Source organism: Nostoc sp. CHAB 5836 (assembly GCF_020829445.1).
In the GTDB taxonomy this organism is placed as follows: domain Bacteria; phylum Cyanobacteriota; class Cyanobacteriia; order Cyanobacteriales; family Nostocaceae; genus Nostoc.
The window spans coordinates 1-22282 of the sequence record NZ_JAIVFV010000081.1; the positions used below are offsets into that span (position 1 = coordinate 1).

Here is a 22282-nt window from a genome sequence, read left to right on the forward strand (position 1 = left end):
AGATACGTAGGGTGCGTTAGCGTTTCGCGTAACGCACCGAATCCTTAAGAATGGTGCGTTACGCTGTCGCTAACGCACCCTACAAATACTTAATGTTGTTCAAAAATCAAACCGGATTCCTATAGTACTATGTTTATCCAGTAAATACACGTATTAAAAATCCAAATATATCTGAATTTATCAGTAAAATTTCTCTGGTAATAACCGCAAATATAAAGTTACATTTATTCTATTATTTTGGTATTGAAATATGCCAATAAGTTAAATTTATTAATTCCAAAACAATGGATTAACAAATGCCTTTTTTAGATCAAAAATGGATTACAAAAATCTTTTTCAAAGTTTTAAGCATAAGTCCAATAGAAAGCTATAAATATCCATATATTTTTGAGAAAACTAAATCAAAATTTAGGAAGTTCTTAGGAAATAGTTCGCCAGCTAAACTCTACGATCTGGTTTTTGTAATTCACGATGCTGAAGGCTGGATACTCGAAGGTATATGCCGGGAAATTGCGACATATTTTTCCGGCGATTACTTTTTTGCTTATTCTTTGACCGATCTCCCTCAAGCTAAAGCATACTTTTTTGCTCACTACTCTTTTCTACCCATAGCTTTGAAGCAAAATCCAATTCTTTGGCAAAGCAAGTTACTCGTTTGGTATACCCATCCGAAAGATATTGGCAGAAGTAGTGAAGAACTTATTTATACACTAAATCAAACTACCAAAATTATATGTACTTGTTCCCAATTTGTAGAATTACTTAATAGTCAAGGAGTAAACAGACAAAAAACGACTTTTATTTTAGGTGGTGCTGATCCTAAGATTTTTAAACCCCATCAACGATCAAATGGCAGTGTTGGCTTTTGTACGGCATACTATCCCAGAAAATCTCCAGATATGATATTCAATATTATCAAATCAATGGCTCATAGAAAGTTTATTTTATTGGGGAGAAATTGGGATCAATACGAAAGATTTGAAGAATTAGTTGCTTTACAAAACCTATCTTACATTGAAGCTGTCTATTCCGATTACCCCAAGTACTATGCTCAGATGGATGTTTTCGTTTCACCTGCAAAATTAGAAGGTGGGCCAATACCTTTAATTGAAGCAATGATGTGTAATATTGTACCAGTGGCGAGTAAAACAGGGTTTGCTCCTGATATTATCAATCACGAAAAAAATGGTTTACTATTTGATATTGACAGCCCCTATGAAATAGTATGTAACTTAATCGATCAAGCATTTAATATTCAAAATTGTATTAGTGAAACTGTTGAGAGCTTAAGTTGGGAAAATTTTTCTTTTCAAGTACAAAAGCTTTTAGACTAACTCTTGCTATGAGGAATTTTATGAATTCAACAAAAGGATTTATTACGATTTTAACCGGACTTTACTCTTTTCAAGATTGTATTCACTTTTTAGCGGCAATTAGGAAGTTTCATCAAGAGCCAATAATTATTTTAATTGACCAAGTTCCAGTAATTCTTTATCCATTATTAAAGGCTTTCAAAAATGTAATTTTAAAGCCGGCTCCTGCAAATGAAAATACTGTTTTAGCATCACGCCAAGCAAAACTGGCTCTATATGCAGCCTCTGAGTTTGATAAAACGATTTACTTAGATTCAGATATTTGCTTACTTTCCGATATCAATGACGTATTTGAGTATTTGGATGAATATGATTTTTTATTAACTGAAGATGTGCAACCTTCTATTTTGAAAGCTACAAATTTGCTGCGGGGAAAGCAAGAAGACCTTTTGCCTAATGTTTTGCCAATTCTGCAATCTGTAGGTTTACCATTGCAAGCAGATAGTGTACAGTACAATGGCGGTTTTATGGCTTTTCGTAAAACACAAGTAACCAAGATATTATTTGAAGAATTTCAACGTTATTTTGAGATTGTCAAAAATAACCAAGATAAATTACTTTTAAAAGATCAAGGTGCTTTTGCTTCTGCGATCGCATCTGTACGTCCTCACATGAAAATCTTACCACCTACCTATAATTATCTCAGTAAGTGGCAGGATGCTTATAATATTCAGGATCAAATTAAAGTTCTTCACTGTACCTATCCTTATCGACCTCAGTATGCTAAAAATATTACCCGTTCTTTATATACAAGGATTTTTGACAGATTTGCTAAAGTATTTTTACCGAATCAAGTTACAAATCCTTGGCGGACTAAATAAAAATAACTATAAAAATCGTGAAAAATTTTTCTAAGATATCGCTGTTAGTTTCAGATTTATCAAGTGCAGCTATTTTACGTGCATACTTGATAGCAACATCTCTGAGGAATTTAGAATATGAAGTTGAAATTATGGGGTTTTTATTTGGAAACGAATTATATCGAAATTTACCATCAGAATTAAACGTTTATCAATTACCAGGCAAAAAAATTCCTGAGTTTTTTGGGGAAGTTAGCAAAATTTTACCCAAAATTAATGGAGACATAATTTATGCGATCAAACCACAAATAGCGAGTTTTGGAGTTGCCTTACTCAAGAAAATATTTAGCCTAAAACCGTTAATTTTAGACATCGATGATTGGGAACTCAGTTGGTACGGTGGCGATGACTGGCATTATCGTCCCACACCGAAACAATTAGCTAGGGAATTATTAAAACCAAATGGTGCGCTCAGGAATCCTGATCATCCTTTATATGTGAAATGGATGGAAGGTTTAGTCAGTCGCGCTGATGCTGTGACGGTGCATACTGAATTTTTGCAGCAGCGTTTTGGCGGTATATTTGTTCCTAATGGTAAAGATACTTCTTTATTTGATCCAACTCGATATGATGCTGAGTCTAGTAGAAATCGTTATGGTTTGTCTGAATATCGTATTTTAATGTTTCCTGGTGCGCCAAGACCCTATAAAGGTCTAGAAGATGTTCTCATAGCGCTGGATAAAATTAATCAGCCAGACTTAAGATTAGTGATTGTAGGTGGCAGTCCTTATGATGATTATGATCAGCAACTCCAACAAAAATGGGGACGCTGGATTATCAAATTACCAAAGTATCCAGCTGATGTTATGCCTGATTTAGTAGCAGCCGCTCACATTGTAGTTGTTCCCCAGCGAGATACTCCAGAAACTCGCGCTCAATTTCCCCTGAAGTTGACAGATGGAATGGCAATGGCTAAACCTGTGTTATCTACGCGCGTTGGAGATATTCCCAAAATTTTAGGTGATACTGGTTATTTGGTAAAGCCTGGTTGTCCTGAACAACTTGCTGAACAAATTCAATTGATTTTTCAGAACTTAGAATCAGCAAACCAGCAAGGTATCAAGGCTAGAGAAAGATGTGTGGAACTTTATAGCATAGAGACTATGGCTTCTGTACTCAAGTCGGTAATTGCTCAGTTGTAAATGTTGATTGGGGAGCCAGTGCGTTGCGGTGAGTCCAACGCTGCAAACCCGATGCTCAATGACTCACTAACGCCGCGCTGACGCAGCCTCTAGGGCGTGTTTTCAAACTCGAAGATCCCCCCTAACCCACGCCAGTCGCTCCACTTGGGGAGACCCCAAGACCGCGCTGGCTCCCCTTAAAAAGGGGGGAAAAAGAAACTCTAAAAGCCCCCCAATTTATCGGGGGGTTGGGGGGATCTCAATACTGCGTAGGTTTTGGAAAATCGTAGGTTGGGTTGAGGAACGAAACCCAACAGATCCCCCCAAATGTTGGGTTTCGTTCCTCAACCCAACCTACACGGGTTAAGGTTTTTGGGCTTAACCGAGCAGTATTGGGGGGGATCTCCAAAGACTGAGGTGCTTAAAGAAAGGTTTGAAAACACGCCCTAGTAGAGAAGTGTCTTTGAACAAAAGAAGCAACTTATGAATTAGGTTGATTTATTTGATATAGCCATTTTCAATCCGGTGAGGTACAAATATGCAAATAGACCTAACCCCCTAACCCCCTTCCCGAAGCGGGAAGGGGGAACAATTCAAAGCCTCTCTCCTTTTAGGAGAGAGGTTTGGAGAGAGGTCAAAATTGTACCTCACCCTTGTCGAGAACCGCTATAATTAGCAAATTTGGCAAGTAAGTAATTTGTGAATAATATTAATAAGTTAAAATGGCATAAAAATACCCAATGTCTACCAGAAAACTACTACTAAGATTCGCTAAACCCTATCCAGGTTTAATTCTGCTGACAATATTGTTAGGATTTTCTGGAGCTTTATTTAATGGGATTAGCACAGCTTTAATTGTGCCAGTGGTTTTAAAAATTGTGGGGCAAGAAGTAGATTTAAGTACTGCCCCTCCCATCTTAAAAACCTTGATGTCTCCCTTTGACAATACTCCAGAAACTTACCGTATAGGAGTAATGGCTGGGGCGATTATATTCACAATTATTTTAAAGAACCTAGCTACTTATGCCGGCGCTTTAGCATCGAGTTCTTTAACCCGAAAGCTGACATCGGATATGCGCGAAACTGGGTTAAAGCTATTACTAGAAATTGATATAGATTATTATGCAAAGACGAAGGTTGGTGATTTAATCAACCGTCTTGGTGGAGAAATTGGCAGGGCTGCAAGTGCTATAGGTAGTACAGTCAAAATAGTTATCCTGGGAATTACAATTTTAGTTTTTGTCGGTTTATTGCTGTCAATTTCCTGGCAGTTGACAATTGCTGCTACGCTTTTGCTATCGTTGGTAACTTTAGTAAATCAGTATGCCATTTTCCGGTCTAAAAATTTTGGGAAGCAGCTTAGTGAGATGTCTAGAGCATACTCAATCTCTGTATTGGAAACCCTGAACGGAATTCGACTGGTAAAGGCGACGGGAAATGAAGGAAAAGAATATCAACGGATTCAAAAATTAATTCGCGATCGCGAGTTAGCAGATTTTCGATCTCAGGTTAATTCGGAAGCGATTACACCTCTGAGTGAGGTAATGGGTATTACAGCTTTACTGCTGATTGTACTTTTGAGCAAAACCTTCTTTGCTAACCAGGTTTCTTCCCTTTCTACTGTACTTTTGACATATTTATTAGTGCTGCTGCGAGTCCTACCATTGATTTCTCAGTTAAATACTATTCGTAGCAACTTTGCCAGTACCGCCGCTAGTGTAGATGTGGTCAATGAGTTTTTAAGTCTGCACAATAAGCCATTGATGGGCAATGGTAAGCTTCCCTATACAAAATTAGAAGAGGGCGTGTCTTTTAATTCTCTTTGCTTTGCTTACCCTGGTCATGAGAAATTGGTACTCAAAGACGTGAATTTATATTTACCGCGTGGCACAACCTTAGCATTGGTAGGTGGTTCTGGTGCTGGTAAATCCACTTTGGCAGACCTTTTACCCAGATTTTACGACCCGATCGCTGGCAGTATTACTATTGACGACACCGATTTGCGGGAGTTCGATGTGATATCCCTGCGCAAGCGAATGGGAATTGTCAGTCAAGATACCTTTCTTTTTAATGACTCGGTGCAGAATAACATCGCCTATGGGCGGACAGAGGCTACTGAAGACGAAATTATCACAGCAGCCAAGCGGGCAAATGCTTATGAATTTATTAGCAAATTGCCTCAAGGATTTGACACCTTCATTGGCGATCGCGGCGTCATGTTATCTGGTGGACAAAGGCAAAGATTAGCGATCGCTCGCGCCCTTGTCCAAAATCCCGAAATTCTGATTTTAGATGAAGCCACCAGCGCTTTAGATAGCGTTTCCGAACAATTAGTACAATCTGCACTTGATGATTTGAGCCGCGATCGCACCACCCTAGTAATTGCTCACCGCCTTTCCACAGTCCAAAAAGCCAATCAAATAGCCGTATTAGATCAAGGACAGGTGGTAGAAGTGGGAACCCATGAAGAACTTTTACAAAAGGGTGGTTACTATTCACGCTTGTACTCAATGCAATTTAGCGATCCGCCTAATAAAAACTTGATTCAGACAAAAATCGTCAAGGCAATGCGGCTAAACTCAAAAAAGTTTGCTGAATATCCTGAAGCTACTAAACACAATCAAAGCTTGCTCCGCACCTCTCACGAAATTCGGACGCAAATGAACTCAATAATTGGGTTACTGCACCTATTGCTTGATGATTTGGGAGACAATCCCCAAGAACGGGAAGAATTAATTGAAGACTCTCACAAATCAGCTTTGAGACTTCTCACCACTATAGATATTTTTGAGGATATTATTAACTTGCAAAACAAGGGGCAAATTATCTCAATTACTGAGCAAAGTCAAGATATTATTACTACCTATTATCAAGCCTTTAGTCATATCTCTATCGAATTTAGGGCTTCTCTTAATCTCATACTTAGCGCTCTCCGCTCTCTAGCTGATAATTTGATATCTACCACAGAAGAACAAAATAGATTAATGACTCAAAGTTATGAATATGCTATATATCTGCTCGATATTTTAGAACAATTTGAGAAGAGTATTGATATCTAAAACTATGAAAAATACCACTTTAAAAAAACACTACATTTTTTTCATTGGTGAAGAGTTACCCCAGCCAGAGGCTCACCTCGTCCAGTCTACAAATGCAGCTAACGCCGCCGCCAACTTGGGATACTCAACAGTTATGGTATATCCTGACAAAGGCGCAAAAGCCATTAGTCTAGCTAATCTAGCTCGTCCTTTTCAACCGAGAAAAACACCAATAGAACTTATTAAATATTACAACCTCCATGACCAATTAAAAGTTGCTCCTTTACCGATGCCTTGGCCCATTGACCATTTCCGGAGCAAATTTACTGATTCTAACACCATTGCCTGCAAATATTATTTACCATTTCACATAGTTCCAACTACTAAACTTGTCCACAGTCGCAACTGGAATTTTGTCAAAGCTGCCATCAAAAATGGCGTTCCGGCAATTTATGAACACCACCACCACGAAGACAAGCCATTTGAGCCAGAAATTGTCAGCAATCCGCTATTGCAAATTGCTGTCACCGTTGTAGAAACCATCCGCGAAAGCATGATTAAAAATGGGATGCCACCAGAAAAAGTGATTAGGCTACACAATGGTTTTAATCGCTTATTTATGGAGAGACAACCGGAAAAAGCAGCAGAATGGCGTCAAAAACTATTACAAGATGCTCCCCAAAAATTGGTAGTTTATGCGGGAGCATTACAGCAATTTAAAGGCATTGATATATTAATTGATGTAGCTAAAGAAATGCCTAATGTCCAATTTGCCTGTGCAGGTGGTAAACCCCCAGAAGTTGAATATTATCAGCAATTAGTAAAAGAAAAACAAATTCATAATATTAAATTTTTAGGCTATGTTTTGCATAATGAGTTAGCATCTTTGCTACAAGCAGCCGATGTTTTAGCTCATCCCCATTGTTCGGGAAAAGCCGCAACTTTCACATCTCCCTTAAAGCTGTTTGACTATTTCGCCTCTGGAACTCCCATTGTTTCGACGGAAATTCCATCATTAGTTGAGTTTCAAAATACTCAGTCCATTACTGCTTGGTGTGAGCCAGATAACCCCAGCAAATTTGCCGAAAGTTTGAAGCGGGTTTTAGAAACTCATCCCAGAAAGATAGAAGGTTATCCAGATAGTATCGAGTTTGTCAAGCAGTTTTCTTGGGAAAATCGAGCCGCAAAAATCCTTAGTTACGTTGATGAATCTCTGCTACCCCCATTTATTGCATAAAGAAAATAACAAATAACAAATGACAAATGACAAATGACAAATGACAAATAACAAATAACAAATGACAAATAACAAATGACAAATGACAAATAACAAATGACAAATAACAAATAACAAATGACAAATGACAAATGACAAATAACAAATGACAAATGACAAACAACTAAAATGACTATGAAAACTGTAGGGATGATTAGCAGCTATCGAGGTTTAGAAACCAGAGCCGATTGGCTATGGCAACAAACCCCGAATCAATTTGGAGTTTGGGGCAATATACAAATACAGGCACTAGCAGCAAAACCAGATTTTATGCTGATGTATCAATTTGATTTTCCCCAAGCATCACCGCAAAAATCTTGGTTAAATCGTTTTCGCAAAGGACAAAAAAAATCAGTAGTAAATGTTGATTCTCTGCTGCGTGGTGTGAGTAAAGAGCGGATTATTTATTTACTAAGAGAACCGCCTTTAGATGAAATTGTCGAAATAACTAATCAGAATTATCAACAAGCCCATAAGTATTGCAGCTACATCTCTGGCCCCGATGATTTTGCCCCCACTCCTGACTATATGCCCGCTATTTGGTATCACTCCAATTCATTTCAAGATTTAAATGAAGTGCCATGTCCCCAAAAGATTGCTCCATGTAGTTGGATTACTTCAGGTATTAACCGCACAGTTAATCATCGCCAGCGTTTAGACTTTTTGCAGTCCCTACAATCTAGTGGCATTAAGTTTGATTTATATGGGCGAAATTTACCAGAATGGGCGAAAAAATCGGGAGAATTGGGTAATAAATGGTATGGGATGGCACCATACTATTACAATCTGGCAATTGAAAACTATGCTGATAATAATTGGTATGTGAGTGAAAAACTTTGGGATAGTTTACTTGCTTGGTGTTTGCCAATTTATTATGGTGGCCCGGCTGCTGATAAATTATTGCCACCGGGTAGTTTTTTAAGATTGCCCAGTTTAGATGAAAAAGGCATTGCTTACATCCAAGAAGTGACAGCTACACCTGATGCTTGGTATGCTGCCAAAGATGCGATCGCAGAAGCACGTCAAATCATCTTACACAAATTAAACCTGCTTAACTGGTTGTCAAATTTTGTTGCTCAACACTCATAAATTATGAATGGTATTTGTACCCTTGGCAATGATTATGTTTTCGATCAACTGGTGGCTTTGCTTAACAGTATTGATGTTATTTTGGGGCCAGAAACTCCTGTTTGTATCTATCCTTTCGATGATCAGACGCAACGAATTGCTGATGAGATAGCTAAACGCCCTCATGTATTTCTTTACGATGACCAAGAATCAATCAAGCGCTGGGATCAATTTATGCTCTCAGCAGCGCCAGAAAGATTGAATCGTAGTAAATCACGGTTATATGGCGCTCACCGTCGTTTTTGCGCCTTTGATGGGCCATTCGACAAGTTTATCTATTTAGATGCAGATACCTTAGTGATGAACTCACTCGCAGAAGTGTTTGAAAAGCTAGATAGTTATGATTTTGTTGTTTACGATTTTCAATTTAAAGACGTTAGCAAAATATATAATGTTAATTCTCCCAACTTACTAAAAATATTCGACCAAAAGCGCATTGATTCCGAAATATTTTGTTCTGGCTTCTATGGTGCAAAACGGGGCATATTTAACTCAGAAAAAAGAGATTGGCTGATATCCAATTTACAAAATGGTGAGGCAGAAATTTTATATGGCGGTGCTGGCGAACAGCCACTGATTAACTACATGGTAATGAGGTGTAATCTTTCTATCTATAACTTTGCTCGGCAACTGCCAGATAATGAAAAAACAGGATGTTCCGCTACATCTAAGCACTTCGAGGAACGAGAAAATCTTCTTTATGACAAAGGCAATCGACTAACTTATCTTCATTACATTGGGATTCCTCCTAATATTAATCAAGCCGTCTGTGCTGGAGAAAATATTGAGTTTCCCTATCGAGATTTATTTCTCTATTATCGTTATTTACACGAACCAGAAAAGCGTCCCGTATTTAAAAATCCTCCTAAGAATTATCATGACGCTCCAACACCAAATTTACTAACAAGAACTTTGCGAAAATTTAAGTTAATTAACCAAGGATAATTTATGAGTAGGGGTATTTATATTGTTGCCAATGATCGTGTTATCGATAATGCGATCGCTTTACTAAATAGTATTCGTTACTATGACCCAGAAGTAACCATTTATCTCATACCTTTTAATGACAATTATCATAAGGTAGCAGAACAGCTTGCTACTTTACACAACGTGCAAATTTTTCCAGATTTAGAACTTATCGATCAATTTACCAAAGGCATCGGAGAAATTTTTGATCGAGATTTTCTGGCTTTACCCAACAAAATGCGTAAACTAGTGGCGTGGTTTGGGCCTTTAGATGAGTTTATTTATATTGATACTGATATTGTCGTTTTTGAAAAAATCGCCGACAATTTAGACCAACTTTCAGAAGTTGATTTCTTTTGTTGTGATTACCATCATGCCAATGACAAGCTGCGAAATATCTTTTCCCCATTTGTGAAAGATCAGCAAATTTTTTCAGATGCTCAACTTCAAGACGTTTTCAACAGTGGTTTTTGGGCTTCGAGAAAAGGAATTATTACCGAACAACAAATGGATGAAGCTTTGCGCGAATGTGCAGTGCATCGGGAATATTTCGATTTTTCTGAAGGAGTTACAGACCAACCAATTTTAAATTATCTTGTTCTCAAACTAATTGCCAAACGGGGAAATCTCGTCAAAATTCCTGGGGGAGGGCCTGGTAGTTGGGCTGGTTCACGAAATTTCCAACAGCAAGACTACGCTCTCTATGACCGAGGACAACGACTAAAATATCTCCACTGGGCTGGTACGCGGATTAAAACTGGTAGTCCCTATTGGCAATTGTGGGAACACTATCGTTATCTCCATGAGGGGAAATTCGCTTTTATCCCCAAACTGACTCGACGTTTATTTCCCTTTGTTGCTGCTCGTACTTAAGTAAGTCGGCGGAAATAAATCGAACTTGTTACGAAACGTAAACAGGCTTAAAATTCTTAGGAATGACCAATGACAAAGGACAAATGACAGCCCCCACTAGTTAGCTTTAATTGCACCGACCTACTTAATATTAGGAGTATCCCAATGATTGATGGCATTTACATCCTAGCAAACGATGTTGTCTATGACCAACTAGTTGCGTTGCTCAACAGTATAGAAGCTAATGCTGGTAGGAAAATTCCTATTTGTATACTTCCATATAATGAGCGATTAGACAAAGTAAAAACAGAGATTGCATCTAGAGATAATGTCAGCTTATTTGAAGACTCTGATTCCATAGCTTATTGGGATAACTTTGCTACTCAGATATGGAAAAATTACCCTAGAGCGCAAAAAACTTGGCGAGAGTGGGGCTTTCCAGAACTTTATGAGTTACCAATGCACCGCAAATTTTGTGCTGTGGATGGCCCCTTTGATAGATTTATTTATTTTGATGCAGATATCTTGTTAATGGGGCCTGTAGATTACGTATATGAAAAATTAGATAGCTACGATTGGGTAGTCAATGATTTTCAATATAAGTCTGACTTAAAATTTATTTTTGATGGTTCGCCAGAGCAAATGCAGCAGGTTTTCAACTCAGATAACTTGCAATCTAAAGTATTTTGTGCTGGTTGGTTTGCCACTAAGAAAAATATTTTTTCTCCAGCGATGAGGGCCGATTTATTCGACAAATTAATAGCGGGTGAAGCAGATGTCATGGCTTTTTTAGCGCCTGATCAATCTTTATTTAACTACATGGTATTGAAAAGTGGAATTTCATATTATAACTTTGCCTGTTATGACTGCGAACAAGCAACTGGAAACCACTGGAGTTCTCAATTTGATGTGGTAGATAATATGTTATACGACCAAGGGCGTAAGTTAACATACGTACACTATATGAGTATATCTTCTTCTGATTTTAGGAGGCTTTGTGGGGGTGAAGATGTTGATATCCCTTACCGGGATGTTTTCTTATATTATCGTTATTTAAAATCACCTGAACAACGTCCTCAAAGCTTTACGCGTCCAAGCCAGTTAATGCTTCTGCAAAAGTCTACTAGTAATTTTATTCAGCAAAGAGTCAATAATATTAAGCTGAAGTATCGGAATTTCAAAGATAGAATTGCTCAACGAAGAGGCAGGGGGCAGGGGGCAGGGAGCGGGGGGAAATGACCCCTGACTCCTGCACTACAAACTCCAAATAATATGCCAGTTGCGTAAGTCCTACTAGACATAAACCACCCGAAGAACCCCACCCCGCCAAAGCTACGCTTTGTCAGAATCTAAATCTAAAGATTGCATACCTTCGCGTTCTATAAAGGTCATCATACTTCCCAACTGCAACCAAACTAATAAACAAGTAAACAGACTAATTGGTAGACCGACTCCTAAAGCCAAGGAGGAGGGAAAGCCAAATATCTCTAAGCCTGAAGACAGAAATAGACAAGTACCGCCAGTTATACCGATAAATGGCACCAGTAATTGTTTGAGTGAGGAACGCGGTTTAGTATTTTCTGTAGGCTCGCTTGGCCATTTCTGGACAATTACTTTCAAAGTACCAGATAATGCCAAACCAGATGTTAATGCTGTCAGAAAGCCAACAAGTAATAGGAAATAGGGTGGTTGCAGAGGAAAATAGTACATGAAAACTCCTAATTGATATTAAAGATTTTTTACTTTTTATTTGTTGACTGGTTCCCAGCAAAAGACCCAAGTAATATAGCTTTTGGGAGGATGGCAGCTGCGCCTTCCCTGGATAAGTCTGTTAAAATGCCGATCGCTACATTTAATAAACGATCTGGTTTTAAGTCATCTTTAACTAGGTTCCACAGGCGTTGGACATCTTCGGTGTGCAGGCGGTCATCTTCGGTGAGAGCAAGCACTAGCTGTCGCCGGAGAAACTTCCCTTCTTCTGACATTAAATATTGGAACCCCATTTGGGCTGTGGGCAATACATCGAAGTTGTTATCGGTACGAGCGATCGCAATTAAATTCTCTAACCGTTGCCACTGGAATTTACCATCTTTGAATAACACATTCAATAATCGTCGCCGTAATTCAGGCGATTCCCCTGTCAGCAACCGCCGTGCTATGTAGGGATAGCCCACTTCAACAATTTTGAAATTTGGGTTGAGGCTGAGGGCGATACCTTCCTGTGTCACCAAGGAACGAATAATCAAAGCAAACTTCGCCGGTACTCGGAAAGGATATTCGTACATCAGTTCCGAGAATTCATCGGTAATAGTTTTGAAGTTAAAATCCTTGACATTTTTGCCAATTGCATTTCCTAGTACTGCTTCTAATGCTGGCACTATCGGACAAATATTCGTGTCTGGAGTCAGAAACCCTAATTTGACAAAATCTCCGGCTAAGTCGGTGTAGTCTTTATTTACCAAATGCACTAGGGCATCTACCAGTGCTTCTTTGGTACTTTCCTCCAACTGATCCATCATCCCGAAGTCAATGTAAGCCATGCGACCATCGGGCACAGCAAACAAATTGCCGGGATGGGGGTCAGCGTGGAAGAAACCATGTTCTAAAAGTTGCTGCAATCCTGAAGTTACGCCAATTTGGATGATCGCTTCTGGGTCTAAACCTGCTTCGCGGATATGTTGAGTATCCGTCAGCTTAAAGCCGTTAATCCATTCCAAGGTTAAAACGTGGGTATTGGTGTAACGCCAGTAAATACCTGGAACTTTTACTTGGGGGTCGTTGTGGAAGTTGCTAGCAAATTTCTCGGCGTTGCGGCCTTCATTAATATAGTCAATTTCTTCAAATAGCTTCGTACCAAACTCGTCCACAATTAAGGTTAAGTCGTGACCGAGATTTAAAGGCAACCAAGGAGCTAACCAACTTGCTGCCCAACGCATCAGATATAGATCACGTGTGATTACCGGGTGTAAGTTGGGGCGTTGCACCTTCACTGCGACTTCTTCGCCACTGACCAGACGACCCCGGTATACTTGACCCAAGCTAGCAGCAGCTACTGGGTGAGGTGAGAGTTCACTAAAGCTTTCGTGAATTGGACGGCCTAGTTCGGTTTCGATAATCTGGTAAGCGATCGCATTATCGAAAGGTGGTAACTGGTCTTGTAACTTGATCAGCTCTTCTAAGAAATCTTTGCGTATCAGGTCAGGTCTGGTAGAGAGGGCTTGACCAACTTTGATAAAAGTCGGGCCGAGGCGGGTGAGCAGTTGTCGCAACTGGATCGCTCGTTTACCCTTGTTCTGCTCAACTTGATCTTGCCATTCGTCCCACTTCAGACTGAATATAAATCCTGCAAAAGAGGAGATAATTCTCAGTAGTCGCCCCCACGCTAACCAGGGACGGTAACTATAGTAGCGAGCGATCGCATCTGGATTATAGAGTTGTAGTTGAGCAGGTTGATACTGACCCACGCCTTTTTTTGCCTCTTCAACTGAAAAATTTACAATGATTGTTTTTCTCCTAACCCACAAGTTAGTTGCAAGTTCAGGATAGCGGTAGTCTTTTATCTAAAACAACTAGAACTTTACCCTTTCGAGATAGTGTTCGAGGCGATTTTAGTCTATGTTACTGCCTAGATTTGTTTATCTTTTTCTTAATTATACTTTATAAAACTACAACTACTTATCCAAGTTTCAGATGATTTTATCTTTTCTTCACTTTACTTTAGTTTATGTAAAAATAAATGTTTACCTATATATGATATGTATGCAAATTTGACTAAGTTCTGAGAACTCAGTAACCATATTTGCTATCAGCTACATATAGCAGTAATAAAAGATATCTTAAGAGAATGTTTTAAAAGTATTTTTAGTAACATCTAACCCTCGCAAACCTAACCCCACAGCCTCCCTTCCCTACAAGAGAAAGGAGGTTTCAAAGCCTCTGTCTATGGGAGAAAGGAATAATTAGTAGCACAAAAGTAATTACACAAATTTCAGCCATGAAACCCTTATCGAGACTAAAAAGTCATGTGTAAATAATTGTGTATTATTACGTATAAGCGCGGTTTGGAGTATAGTTTAGAACTTTTGAAACAACCTCCAAGAGCTTTGCCCAAACATTAACACCAATAGCATTGAAAACCCTTGTATTGCAAAGATGGGACGTACACAGTCGAGAATCCTTATAAAACAATACGCTTGGGTTAGGGCTAAAACTCTTTGTCAAAGTCAATTTTGTTAACGAACCGCCAAGACGCCAAGGACGCAAAGGAAGAGAAGAGAGAAGGAAGAAATGCTTAACCCAAGTGTATTGCCCTATAAAACACAGCATTGTTTAAAATCCAATACGCTTGGGATAAAACTAAAACCCTTGTCCAGTGGACAGTGTAGAGACGTTGCAATGCAACGTCTCTACAGGCCTATGGTTCTCCACAAAATCCTTAACTGAACGGTATTGGTTTAAAATCAAGCAAAATTCCAATACAATAAGTAAGTTGGCGCGAAAAAACATAAATATGTTACGAAACGTAAATAGGCTTAAAACCCTTGTAAATGACCAAGGACAAATGACAAATGACAGCCTTAGCCAGTTAGCTTTAATTGTGCCGACCTACTTACGATAGATCGATAGGTTCGTCGAATTGATGCCGTAGGTTTACTGAAGTCTAATAAGCTGTCGTGCATCTAAAGTTGATTTCGCGCTTTGAGTTGCAGATATCGTTCAACTAACTGATCGGCAATTTGATTTGCTGGTGCATCTAGTACCAATACCCCTTTTTGTTTGAGTTGGGCAAATGCTACTTGCCGTTGCATTAATAAATCTAGTGCCACTGCACGGGTATAAGTACCTATAACATCATCTGTGAAGGTGTGTGCCAGATGATCAACTTGCGGATCTCCGAGAGTGACGCAAAATGGGAGATAGCGGGGTGCTAGTTTGGAGAGTGCAGCTAGGAGTTCTGTAGAGGCAGTAACATCAACTAAGTCGGTAATTACTACTACAAGCGCTCTCCGAGTTTGTCGCTGCAAAACATTGGTCACCGCCCCCAAATAATCAGATTCCAATAACGCTGGCTGAATTGGAGTCAGGCGATCGATTAGCTGATTCAAATGATGTTGACCGCGTTCTGGGGGAATCCACGTATGCATCTGGCGGTCAAATACACCAACACCCACGCGATCGCCTCGATGTAAACCTGCCAATGCTAAGGATAAAGTTGCATTCAAACCCCAGTCAAATCGCTGCAAACTCTGGACTTTTGCCGTCATCAACCGTCCACGATCAAGTAAAATCAGTAATGTTTGTTCCTGTTCTGGTTCCAGAACCCTCACCAGTGGCGTTGCATTACCATAAGCGCCAACCCGACGGGCGGTAGCTTTCCAATCAATAAACCGCAAATCATCACCAGTGCGATAGTTTCGCAATTCGGCAAACTCTGTACCAATACCAGTTTTACGAGATTGGCGCATTGAGCCTGATGATTGCAGTGTCAGGCGAATTGTCAGCGATCGCAATCCCACTAAATCAGGATAAACTTTCACTGGCAAACTTTGGGGAATTTGCCAATCATCCCAAGCTAATCCCCAAACTCCCAATTGGCGGACTTGAATATTTCCCCAAGGGAACTCTCCCCGATGTGTCGGGTGGACAGTATACTTCAATTCCTCCGTGCTGTTACTAGGAAGAATGGCCCTGAGTGCAGGTGCAGACACGCCAAATCCTGTTGGGTAATAGTCGCAGATTTCAATTTGGGCGTTAGTATTTGGCGATGTTACCTTTAGCACCACCGGATTATCCCGCCCAATGGATAATCGTGACGGTAATTGGCGGGTAATTTGGACGCGAGAACGCCGCACCCGTAAACCATCTATAACCATCAGTCCAAGAACAATGGCATCAAATAGTACAGTGATGGCGATGGCTACTCTAATGATCAGAAATAAGGATAGGATCGGGGCGATCGCTATACCCAAAACCAATAATAAATAAACTCGTTTGGAAGGAAGCATTTTTTAGAACTAGAAGTTAAAAGTTAGATAAAAGAGGATGTTTGACCCTTGTTAACGAGTTTTGCGGGTTTAAGTCCCCCGGTTCAATAAATAGGTAAGTTTTGTGTTGGGGTTAAATCCCCATTACAAAACTTAATTACGAATTACGAATTACGAATTACGAATTATTTTAAGGGGGTTGAATTTGGCTTGATCGCCAGTGATGAGAATAAAGTCTAACATCAGTTTTTTCGTGAGAAAATAAAACATTAGACATCTCCAGAAATTAATTATGCGTTACCTGAAACCCTTGTAGAGACGTAGCAGTGCTACGTCTCTACATTCGTTTTCGGAGATGTCTATTAATCAGATTGGTTCGAGTTTGCTATCTGGCGATCGCACGTTCTTACCCAGGGCTATTTCATTCTAGACATAAACCACCCGGAACTGAAGTTCCTGGCTCATAGTTAAAGTCCGTTTTAACGGACTTTAACGGGCTAAATGCTACGCCCCAGACCGCTTCACTATGTCCTTCCAAGCGGTTTCGTTCTTGCAGATTGTAGCTTGCCCGCTTGAGTGCCACTACAGCTTGCTGATTAATGGATTCTGCTGGCATATTCGGGATATTCTCGCCATCTCGCTCGAAAATCCGATCGCATCCCAATGAAAATATAGAGGTTATCTGTACAGTCAATTAATTCCCGCAAACAGTCAAAGAATTCTTGGCGCTGGCTGTCATCGCACATAGTAAAGCATTCTTCAAACTGGTCGATAATCAAAATGACAGGTGTGTTTAATGCTTTTAACCTCTCCCCGATAACCTGACAATTCAGGTCATGTGGAAAAGAAGAGGCGAAACCTAACCCCCCAGCCCCCTTCCCTACAAGGGAAGGGGGAGAATTCAAAGCCTCTCTCCTTGCAGGAGAGAGGTTTTATCTTTTTATTGTTATCGTGTATTACACGAGAACAAAATTTTCTTTATATAACGCCCAATTTTTTCTTAACCGAGCAGTATTGGAGTGCGTCTCGTAAGAGTTGGGCGCAAAGAGAAGGAAGAAATGCTTAACCCAAGGGTATTGATCAGTGAACAGTCAGGTAACTGTTCACTGATTTGGTCAAGATAACTTTGTCAAAAATCCCAACAATTTTTTGGTATTTGACGTCAGGAGTGTACGACGATAAGCATCAGCTGCTTTTTTAATAGCTTCGGCTTGAGTGGGATAAGGATGAATTACACTGCTTAACTTACTCAAGCCTATTTTATTCACCATTGCCGTAGTCACAACTGATATCATCTCACCCGCATGACTGGCGACAATAGTTGCACCAATAATTTGATCAGATCCCTTCTTATGGTGGATTTTGAGAAATCCTGACTCTTCACCATCTGCGATCGCTCGGTCTACACTACTAAAAGGTATCTTAATTGTCGTCACCTCAATACCCAATTTCTGCGCCTCATCTTCGGAAAAACCTACGTGGGCAATTTCTGGGTCAGTATAAGTTACCCAAGGCATCACCAGACTACTGAGTTTCGAGCGTCCTAAACCAAAGGGAGAAAACAGCATATTCTTAATCACAATCCGCGCTGCTGCATCAGCAGCATGGGTAAACTTCCAATTCATGCAGATATCGCCAGCCGCATAAATTTTGGGATTAGTCGTCTGGAGGTAATCATTTACCTTCACACCTTGGTGCTTGTCATATTCCACCCCCACTGATTCTAAATTCAAAGCTTCCACATTTGGCGATCGCCCCGCACCGACTAAAATTTCATCGACTGTCACCGAATCTCGATGACCATTGGAGGAAAAGTAAAGCCGTTTCCCTTCAGTAACAGTTACCACTTCTTCCAATTTGGAATCGAGTACCACACGGATTCCTTCGTTAATCAAAACCTTTTGCAGAATTTTAGCCGCCTCAGTGTCTTCTTTATTCAGAAGATGAGAACCGCTATGGAAAAGTACCACCTCAGAACCCAAACGTCCCAAAGCCTGCGCCAATTCGCAACCAATGGGGCCGCCACCAATCACCGCCAAACGTTCCGGTCGTTGAATCAGGGAAAAAACCGTCTCATTGGTTAGATAACCCGCCTTTTCAATTCCCGGAATCGAGGGTTGTGCAGCTCTTGCGCCAGTCGCAATTACAGCTTTTTTAAACCGGAGGGTTTTGTCGCCAACTTCCACAGTATTTTGACTCGCAAATCGACCACTACCCAAAAAGACATCGACACCCAAAGATGAGAACCGGGCAGCCGAGTCATTATGGCTGATATCAGCCCTTATCCGCCGCATTCTTGCCATCACCTTGGGGAAATCAACATCAATATTATGTTGGGGAATATTAACTCCCAAGTTTTGAGCATCCCAGATTTCGCCAACAACGCGAGCAGAGCGAATAATAGTTTTAGATGGTACGCAACCAACATTTAAGCAATCTCCACCCATGAGATGCTTTTCAATCAACGCCACCTTTAAACCCAAATCTAGACCCGCCGCACCCGCCGCCACCACTAATCCCGCCGTACCAGCACCAATTACTACCAAATCATAAACATCGGCGGGTTGAGGATTAAGCCAATTTGGTGGATGGACATAAGACACCAACTTTTGGTTATACTCATCCATTGGGCGAACTGTGACTCTCTCTAAATCTGAATTGGTCATTGGTGGAACCTCATTTGAAAATTTAAAATGCCAAATTGACCTGAACTGAGTTTTCTAGAAAACTTTATTTCCATTCCTTTCCCCAGAAGGGGAAAGGCTTTAACAGTTATCAGTTAAAGGACGCAAAGGTCACAAAGTAATAAGAGTTTCAGAGAGTTATTGCGTAAGTCCTATGGTTGACAAAATGCACTCTACTTTAACCTCTCACCGATAGACTGGGGTAGTTCATAGTAAATTTGGGTCAATTCCTTGTTGTTGTAATTTGGCTAAAAGTTCTTGAAGCTGCTGCTGAGTTTGTTCTAGCTGTTGTTGCTGTTGTGTGTTTACCTCTTCTGGAGTTTGGTATCTGTTACCATCTTGGTCATACCAAAACAGCCATTCTCGTGTTCTTCCTTGATAAGTACCCTGTTCTCGTCCAATCCCTAAACCAATTTCTGGCATCCAAATTTGATCGCCAAGTTGTAAAATATACTTACCTTCAACTAAGCGATAAACTTCTAAACGTTGACGCTTACGACGTAGCCGCGTTGGTGCATAAATGACGTAATATAAAATGCCTAATTGAGCATAGTCTATTTTCTTTTGTTCATATTCGCCATTATAGGTTTGAGAAACCACTTCTAAAGCTAAAATGGGCGTAATCCCTTCTTCTTCCCAGAAAACGTAACTAGAACGTCCGTTTTCTCCAACAAAACGTTCAACACCTAAACTCAAAAACCCATCGGGGACTATAGCAGGTTGTAATGGTGTATAATAAATCCCCATATTGATACCGAAAAACCAGTCATCACGGGTTTGCCAAATCGATGCTAAGATGGCTAACAATAAATTAGGAATTAATATTTGTAGTTCGTTATCCACAGGGGTATCATCAGAATCTGGTAACTCCGCCGATGAAGGTAGGCAGTCTAAAGGATTGTAATTATACATAATACTTGGTGGTTGACAGTTATCAGTTAACAGTCATCAGTAAACGGTTAACCATTTTGATGAAAGCAATGCTTTTCGATATAGTTTAACCGCCTGTGTTTGATTAGTTTCACAGATCATTTGTCCCCATTGATTTAAGGGTAACTCAGGTTGGACATAATTCACCTTCTCAAACCTCGACGCCGTTGTGGTGATGACTGCCAAGACAATACTGCGCAGGTTTTGGCAAAAAAATAAAAAATGCGTAGGTTGGGGAGCCACTGCGCTGGGCGGGTTCCCCGACTTGTTCGCTTTTAGCGTTCCCGCAGGGTAGCACGTGGCGTTTGAGGAACGAAACCCAACATTTTGCTGGGTTTGTTGGGTAACGCTTCGCTCAACCCAACCTACAAATATTATTAACCGCGCAGTATTGACTGCGGAGAAATAGACAACTTTATTACTCTTTGCAGACGCGATTAATCGTGTCTCTACTCCCCACTCCCGACTTATATGACACCAACTTTATTTGGTCGCTGGCAAACTCGGTTATTATTACTTGCAACTGTCGGTGTATTCGTATCTTTGCCTTTTGCAATGGGTTGGATTGGCCCTGGTGCTAATTCGGTCTATTTTTGGATACTTAGTTATGTTGCCATCTTTGGCTTGGGCTGGGATATGCTTTATGACTATCTACAAAAATCTCGTTGGGATAGAGATTGGCCCGCAGTTTATCAACTCTTAGCTGGTATATGGGAATTGGTGTTTGTGTTTTGTGGAGTCAAACTATTTGGCTTTTTACCAATACCTTTACCAAAAGATGAACTTTCCCCAGGAGCTTTTTTGTTGCACTATAGCATCGTGTGGCTAGCAGTTTTTATTACTTCCCAAAGCCTAATGCGAATTATCTTCCTCCGTTGGCGTTTCCGGGGTGGGGAGTGGCTGTAAAACCTCAAATCCTTGAAGTATTAAACAAAAAAGAAAACAAAAATAAGGTACGATCGTTTACCAGCAAAGCTTTGACGTAAAAGTGAGACCCGATGAAGTGGATGAATTGCTAGTATTTGTAGAACAGTTGACTACTTAATTTGTCCGCCAGTCCAACTTATATAATATGCCTAAAATTACTGTTTGCATTCCTACTTTTAATCGTGTTCATCTCCTTCCTTATGCCATTGACAGTGTACTCAATCAGTCTGAGCAAGACTTTGAGCTAATTGTTTGTGATGACGGTTCTACCGATGGTACACCTGAGTTGATGTCAAAGTATACAGACCACCGGATTAAATATATCCGTCATCTGCAAAATATTGGTAAAAGTAATAATATGCGCTCTGGCTTTGATGCAGCCAGTGGTGAATATTTTATTAAATTTGATGATGATGATCGGCTAACATCCGATTTTCTCGCAAGTACCGCAGCTATTCTGGCTCAAGACTCTAGTATTGATTTTGTTAGTACAGACCATTGGATAATTGATATTAACAATGTGCGAGATGAGTCAAAAACTCAAGAAAATTCTCATCGCTGGGGTAGGAATAATTTACCAGCAGGTGTTGTAGATAATTTGTTGGAAGTTGTATTTATTCACCAAAGCTTTCAAATTGGAGCAACATTATTTTGTCGTAAAACATTGCAAGAATTAGGATTTATGCAGCCAAATCTGCAAAATTGTGAGGATAATGATTTATTTGTGCGTCTGGCTTTAGCTGGAAAAAATGGCTATTACTTACCAGCATTATTGATGGAATATCGCTGCCATGCCGAGCAGCAAGGCATCAATCGAGCTATCCCTTATTTATTTGATAAAATCCGGTATTTAGAAAGTTATAAATTTGAGTCTGAAAAAATAGAGACAATCAGAAAAAATCGTCTAAGTGAAACGCAATTATTATTAGGTTTGCGTTTAATTGAAAAGGGTGAAACCCAAAAAGGTAGAGAGCTAGTTTTGACAGGAAAGTCTTTTTCCACTGCTAAAGCTTGGACTGGTTTAGGATTATCGCTGTTACCAGTTGGGTTGCGAAGTAAGGCGTTTAATGCACTGCGACAGATGCGGGGTTAGAGAAAGACTAGCGATCGCTAACTTTTGGCTGCTGACTTTATAAGTAGGTT

General features: G+C 40.0%; 18 protein-coding genes. 11 read left to right on the plus strand and 7 right to left on the minus strand.

Features of this window, described 5'->3' with window-relative positions; all coding sequences use genetic code 11:
- Positions 1–296 precede the first annotated feature (296 nt).
- The 9 genes from LC605_RS17275 to LC605_RS17315 all read left to right on the plus strand — a co-directional run bounded on the left by LC605_RS17275 (position 297) and on the right by LC605_RS17315 (position 11853).
- The gene (locus LC605_RS17275) at positions 297–1334 is read left to right on the plus strand and encodes a glycosyltransferase family 4 protein (protein ID WP_229548749.1); all 1038 of its coding nucleotides are present in this window, start codon (positions 297–299) and stop codon (positions 1332–1334) included.
- Between the two features lie 20 nt (positions 1335–1354).
- On the plus strand, positions 1355–2194 hold the full coding sequence (locus LC605_RS17280; protein ID WP_229548750.1) for a putative nucleotide-diphospho-sugar transferase: 840 nt from the start codon (positions 1355–1357) through the stop codon (positions 2192–2194).
- A 17-nt stretch (positions 2195–2211) separates the two neighbouring features.
- Entirely contained in the window at positions 2212–3375 is a 1164-nt protein-coding gene (locus tag LC605_RS17285; protein WP_229548751.1) for a glycosyltransferase family 4 protein, read from the plus strand.
- Positions 3376–4094: 719 nt separating this feature from the next.
- Entirely contained in the window at positions 4095–6413 is a 2319-nt protein-coding gene (locus LC605_RS17290) for an ABC transporter ATP-binding protein (protein WP_229548752.1), read from the plus strand.
- Positions 6414–6417: 4 nt separating this feature from the next.
- The gene (locus LC605_RS17295; RefSeq protein ID WP_229548753.1) at positions 6418–7629 is read left to right on the plus strand and encodes a glycosyltransferase family 4 protein; all 1212 of its coding nucleotides are present in this window, start codon (positions 6418–6420) and stop codon (positions 7627–7629) included.
- Between the two features lie 168 nt (positions 7630–7797).
- Positions 7798–8757 (plus strand): glycosyltransferase family 10, encoded by a 960-nt coding sequence (locus LC605_RS17300; protein WP_229548754.1) that lies wholly within the window; start codon positions 7798–7800, stop codon positions 8755–8757.
- A gap of 3 nt (positions 8758–8760) precedes the next feature.
- Complete coding sequence (locus LC605_RS17305; RefSeq protein ID WP_229548755.1) at positions 8761–9741, plus strand: Npun_R2821/Npun_R2822 family protein; 981 nt, start codon at positions 8761–8763, stop codon at positions 9739–9741.
- Positions 9742–9744: 3 nt separating this feature from the next.
- Complete coding sequence (locus LC605_RS17310) at positions 9745–10635, plus strand: Npun_R2821/Npun_R2822 family protein (protein ID WP_229548756.1); 891 nt, start codon at positions 9745–9747, stop codon at positions 10633–10635.
- A gap of 144 nt (positions 10636–10779) precedes the next feature.
- Positions 10780–11853: an Npun_R2821/Npun_R2822 family protein gene (locus tag LC605_RS17315; RefSeq protein WP_229548757.1), complete on the plus strand. Its 1074-nt coding sequence runs from the start codon at positions 10780–10782 to the stop codon at positions 11851–11853.
- Between the two features lie 93 nt (positions 11854–11946).
- On the opposite strand, the gene LC605_RS17320 is transcribed toward LC605_RS17315, so the two are convergent.
- The 7 genes from LC605_RS17320 to LC605_RS17345 form a co-directional block, all read right to left on the minus strand.
- On the minus strand, positions 11947–12324 hold the full coding sequence (locus tag LC605_RS17320; protein ID WP_229548758.1) for a hypothetical protein: 378 nt from the start codon (positions 12322–12324) through the stop codon (positions 11947–11949).
- Positions 12325–12353: 29 nt separating this feature from the next.
- Positions 12354–14078, minus strand: coding sequence for an AarF/ABC1/UbiB kinase family protein (locus tag LC605_RS17325; RefSeq protein WP_229548759.1), 1725 nt, complete (start codon positions 14076–14078; stop codon positions 12354–12356).
- A 1215-nt stretch (positions 14079–15293) separates the two neighbouring features.
- The gene (locus LC605_RS17330) at positions 15294–16619 is read right to left on the minus strand and encodes a DUF58 domain-containing protein (RefSeq protein ID WP_229548760.1); all 1326 of its coding nucleotides are present in this window, start codon (positions 16617–16619) and stop codon (positions 15294–15296) included.
- 400 nt (positions 16620–17019) lie between these two features.
- Complete coding sequence (locus LC605_RS17335) at positions 17020–17292, minus strand: hypothetical protein (RefSeq protein WP_229548761.1); 273 nt, start codon at positions 17290–17292, stop codon at positions 17020–17022.
- Positions 17195–17503, minus strand: coding sequence for a hypothetical protein (locus tag LC605_RS34180; RefSeq protein WP_369010358.1), 309 nt, complete (start codon positions 17501–17503; stop codon positions 17195–17197). The genes LC605_RS17335 and LC605_RS34180 overlap by 98 nt, the downstream gene beginning before the upstream one ends.
- 210 nt (positions 17504–17713) lie before the next feature.
- A complete protein-coding gene (locus LC605_RS17340) occupies positions 17714–19264 on the minus strand; it encodes a mercuric reductase (RefSeq protein ID WP_229548762.1) in 1551 nt (516 codons plus the stop codon).
- Positions 19265–19489: 225 nt separating this feature from the next.
- Positions 19490–20194, minus strand: coding sequence for a Uma2 family endonuclease (locus LC605_RS17345; RefSeq protein ID WP_229548763.1), 705 nt, complete (start codon positions 20192–20194; stop codon positions 19490–19492).
- 489 nt (positions 20195–20683) lie between these two features.
- On the opposite strand from LC605_RS17345, the gene LC605_RS17350 reads away from it, so the two are divergent.
- Both LC605_RS17350 and LC605_RS17355 read left to right on the plus strand, forming a co-directional pair.
- On the plus strand, positions 20684–21118 hold the full coding sequence (locus tag LC605_RS17350) for a hypothetical protein (RefSeq protein ID WP_229548764.1): 435 nt from the start codon (positions 20684–20686) through the stop codon (positions 21116–21118).
- Positions 21119–21284: 166 nt separating this feature from the next.
- Positions 21285–22232, plus strand: a complete 948-nt coding sequence (locus LC605_RS17355; RefSeq protein WP_229548765.1) for a glycosyltransferase — start codon at positions 21285–21287, stop codon at positions 22230–22232.
- Positions 22233–22282 lie beyond the last annotated feature (50 nt).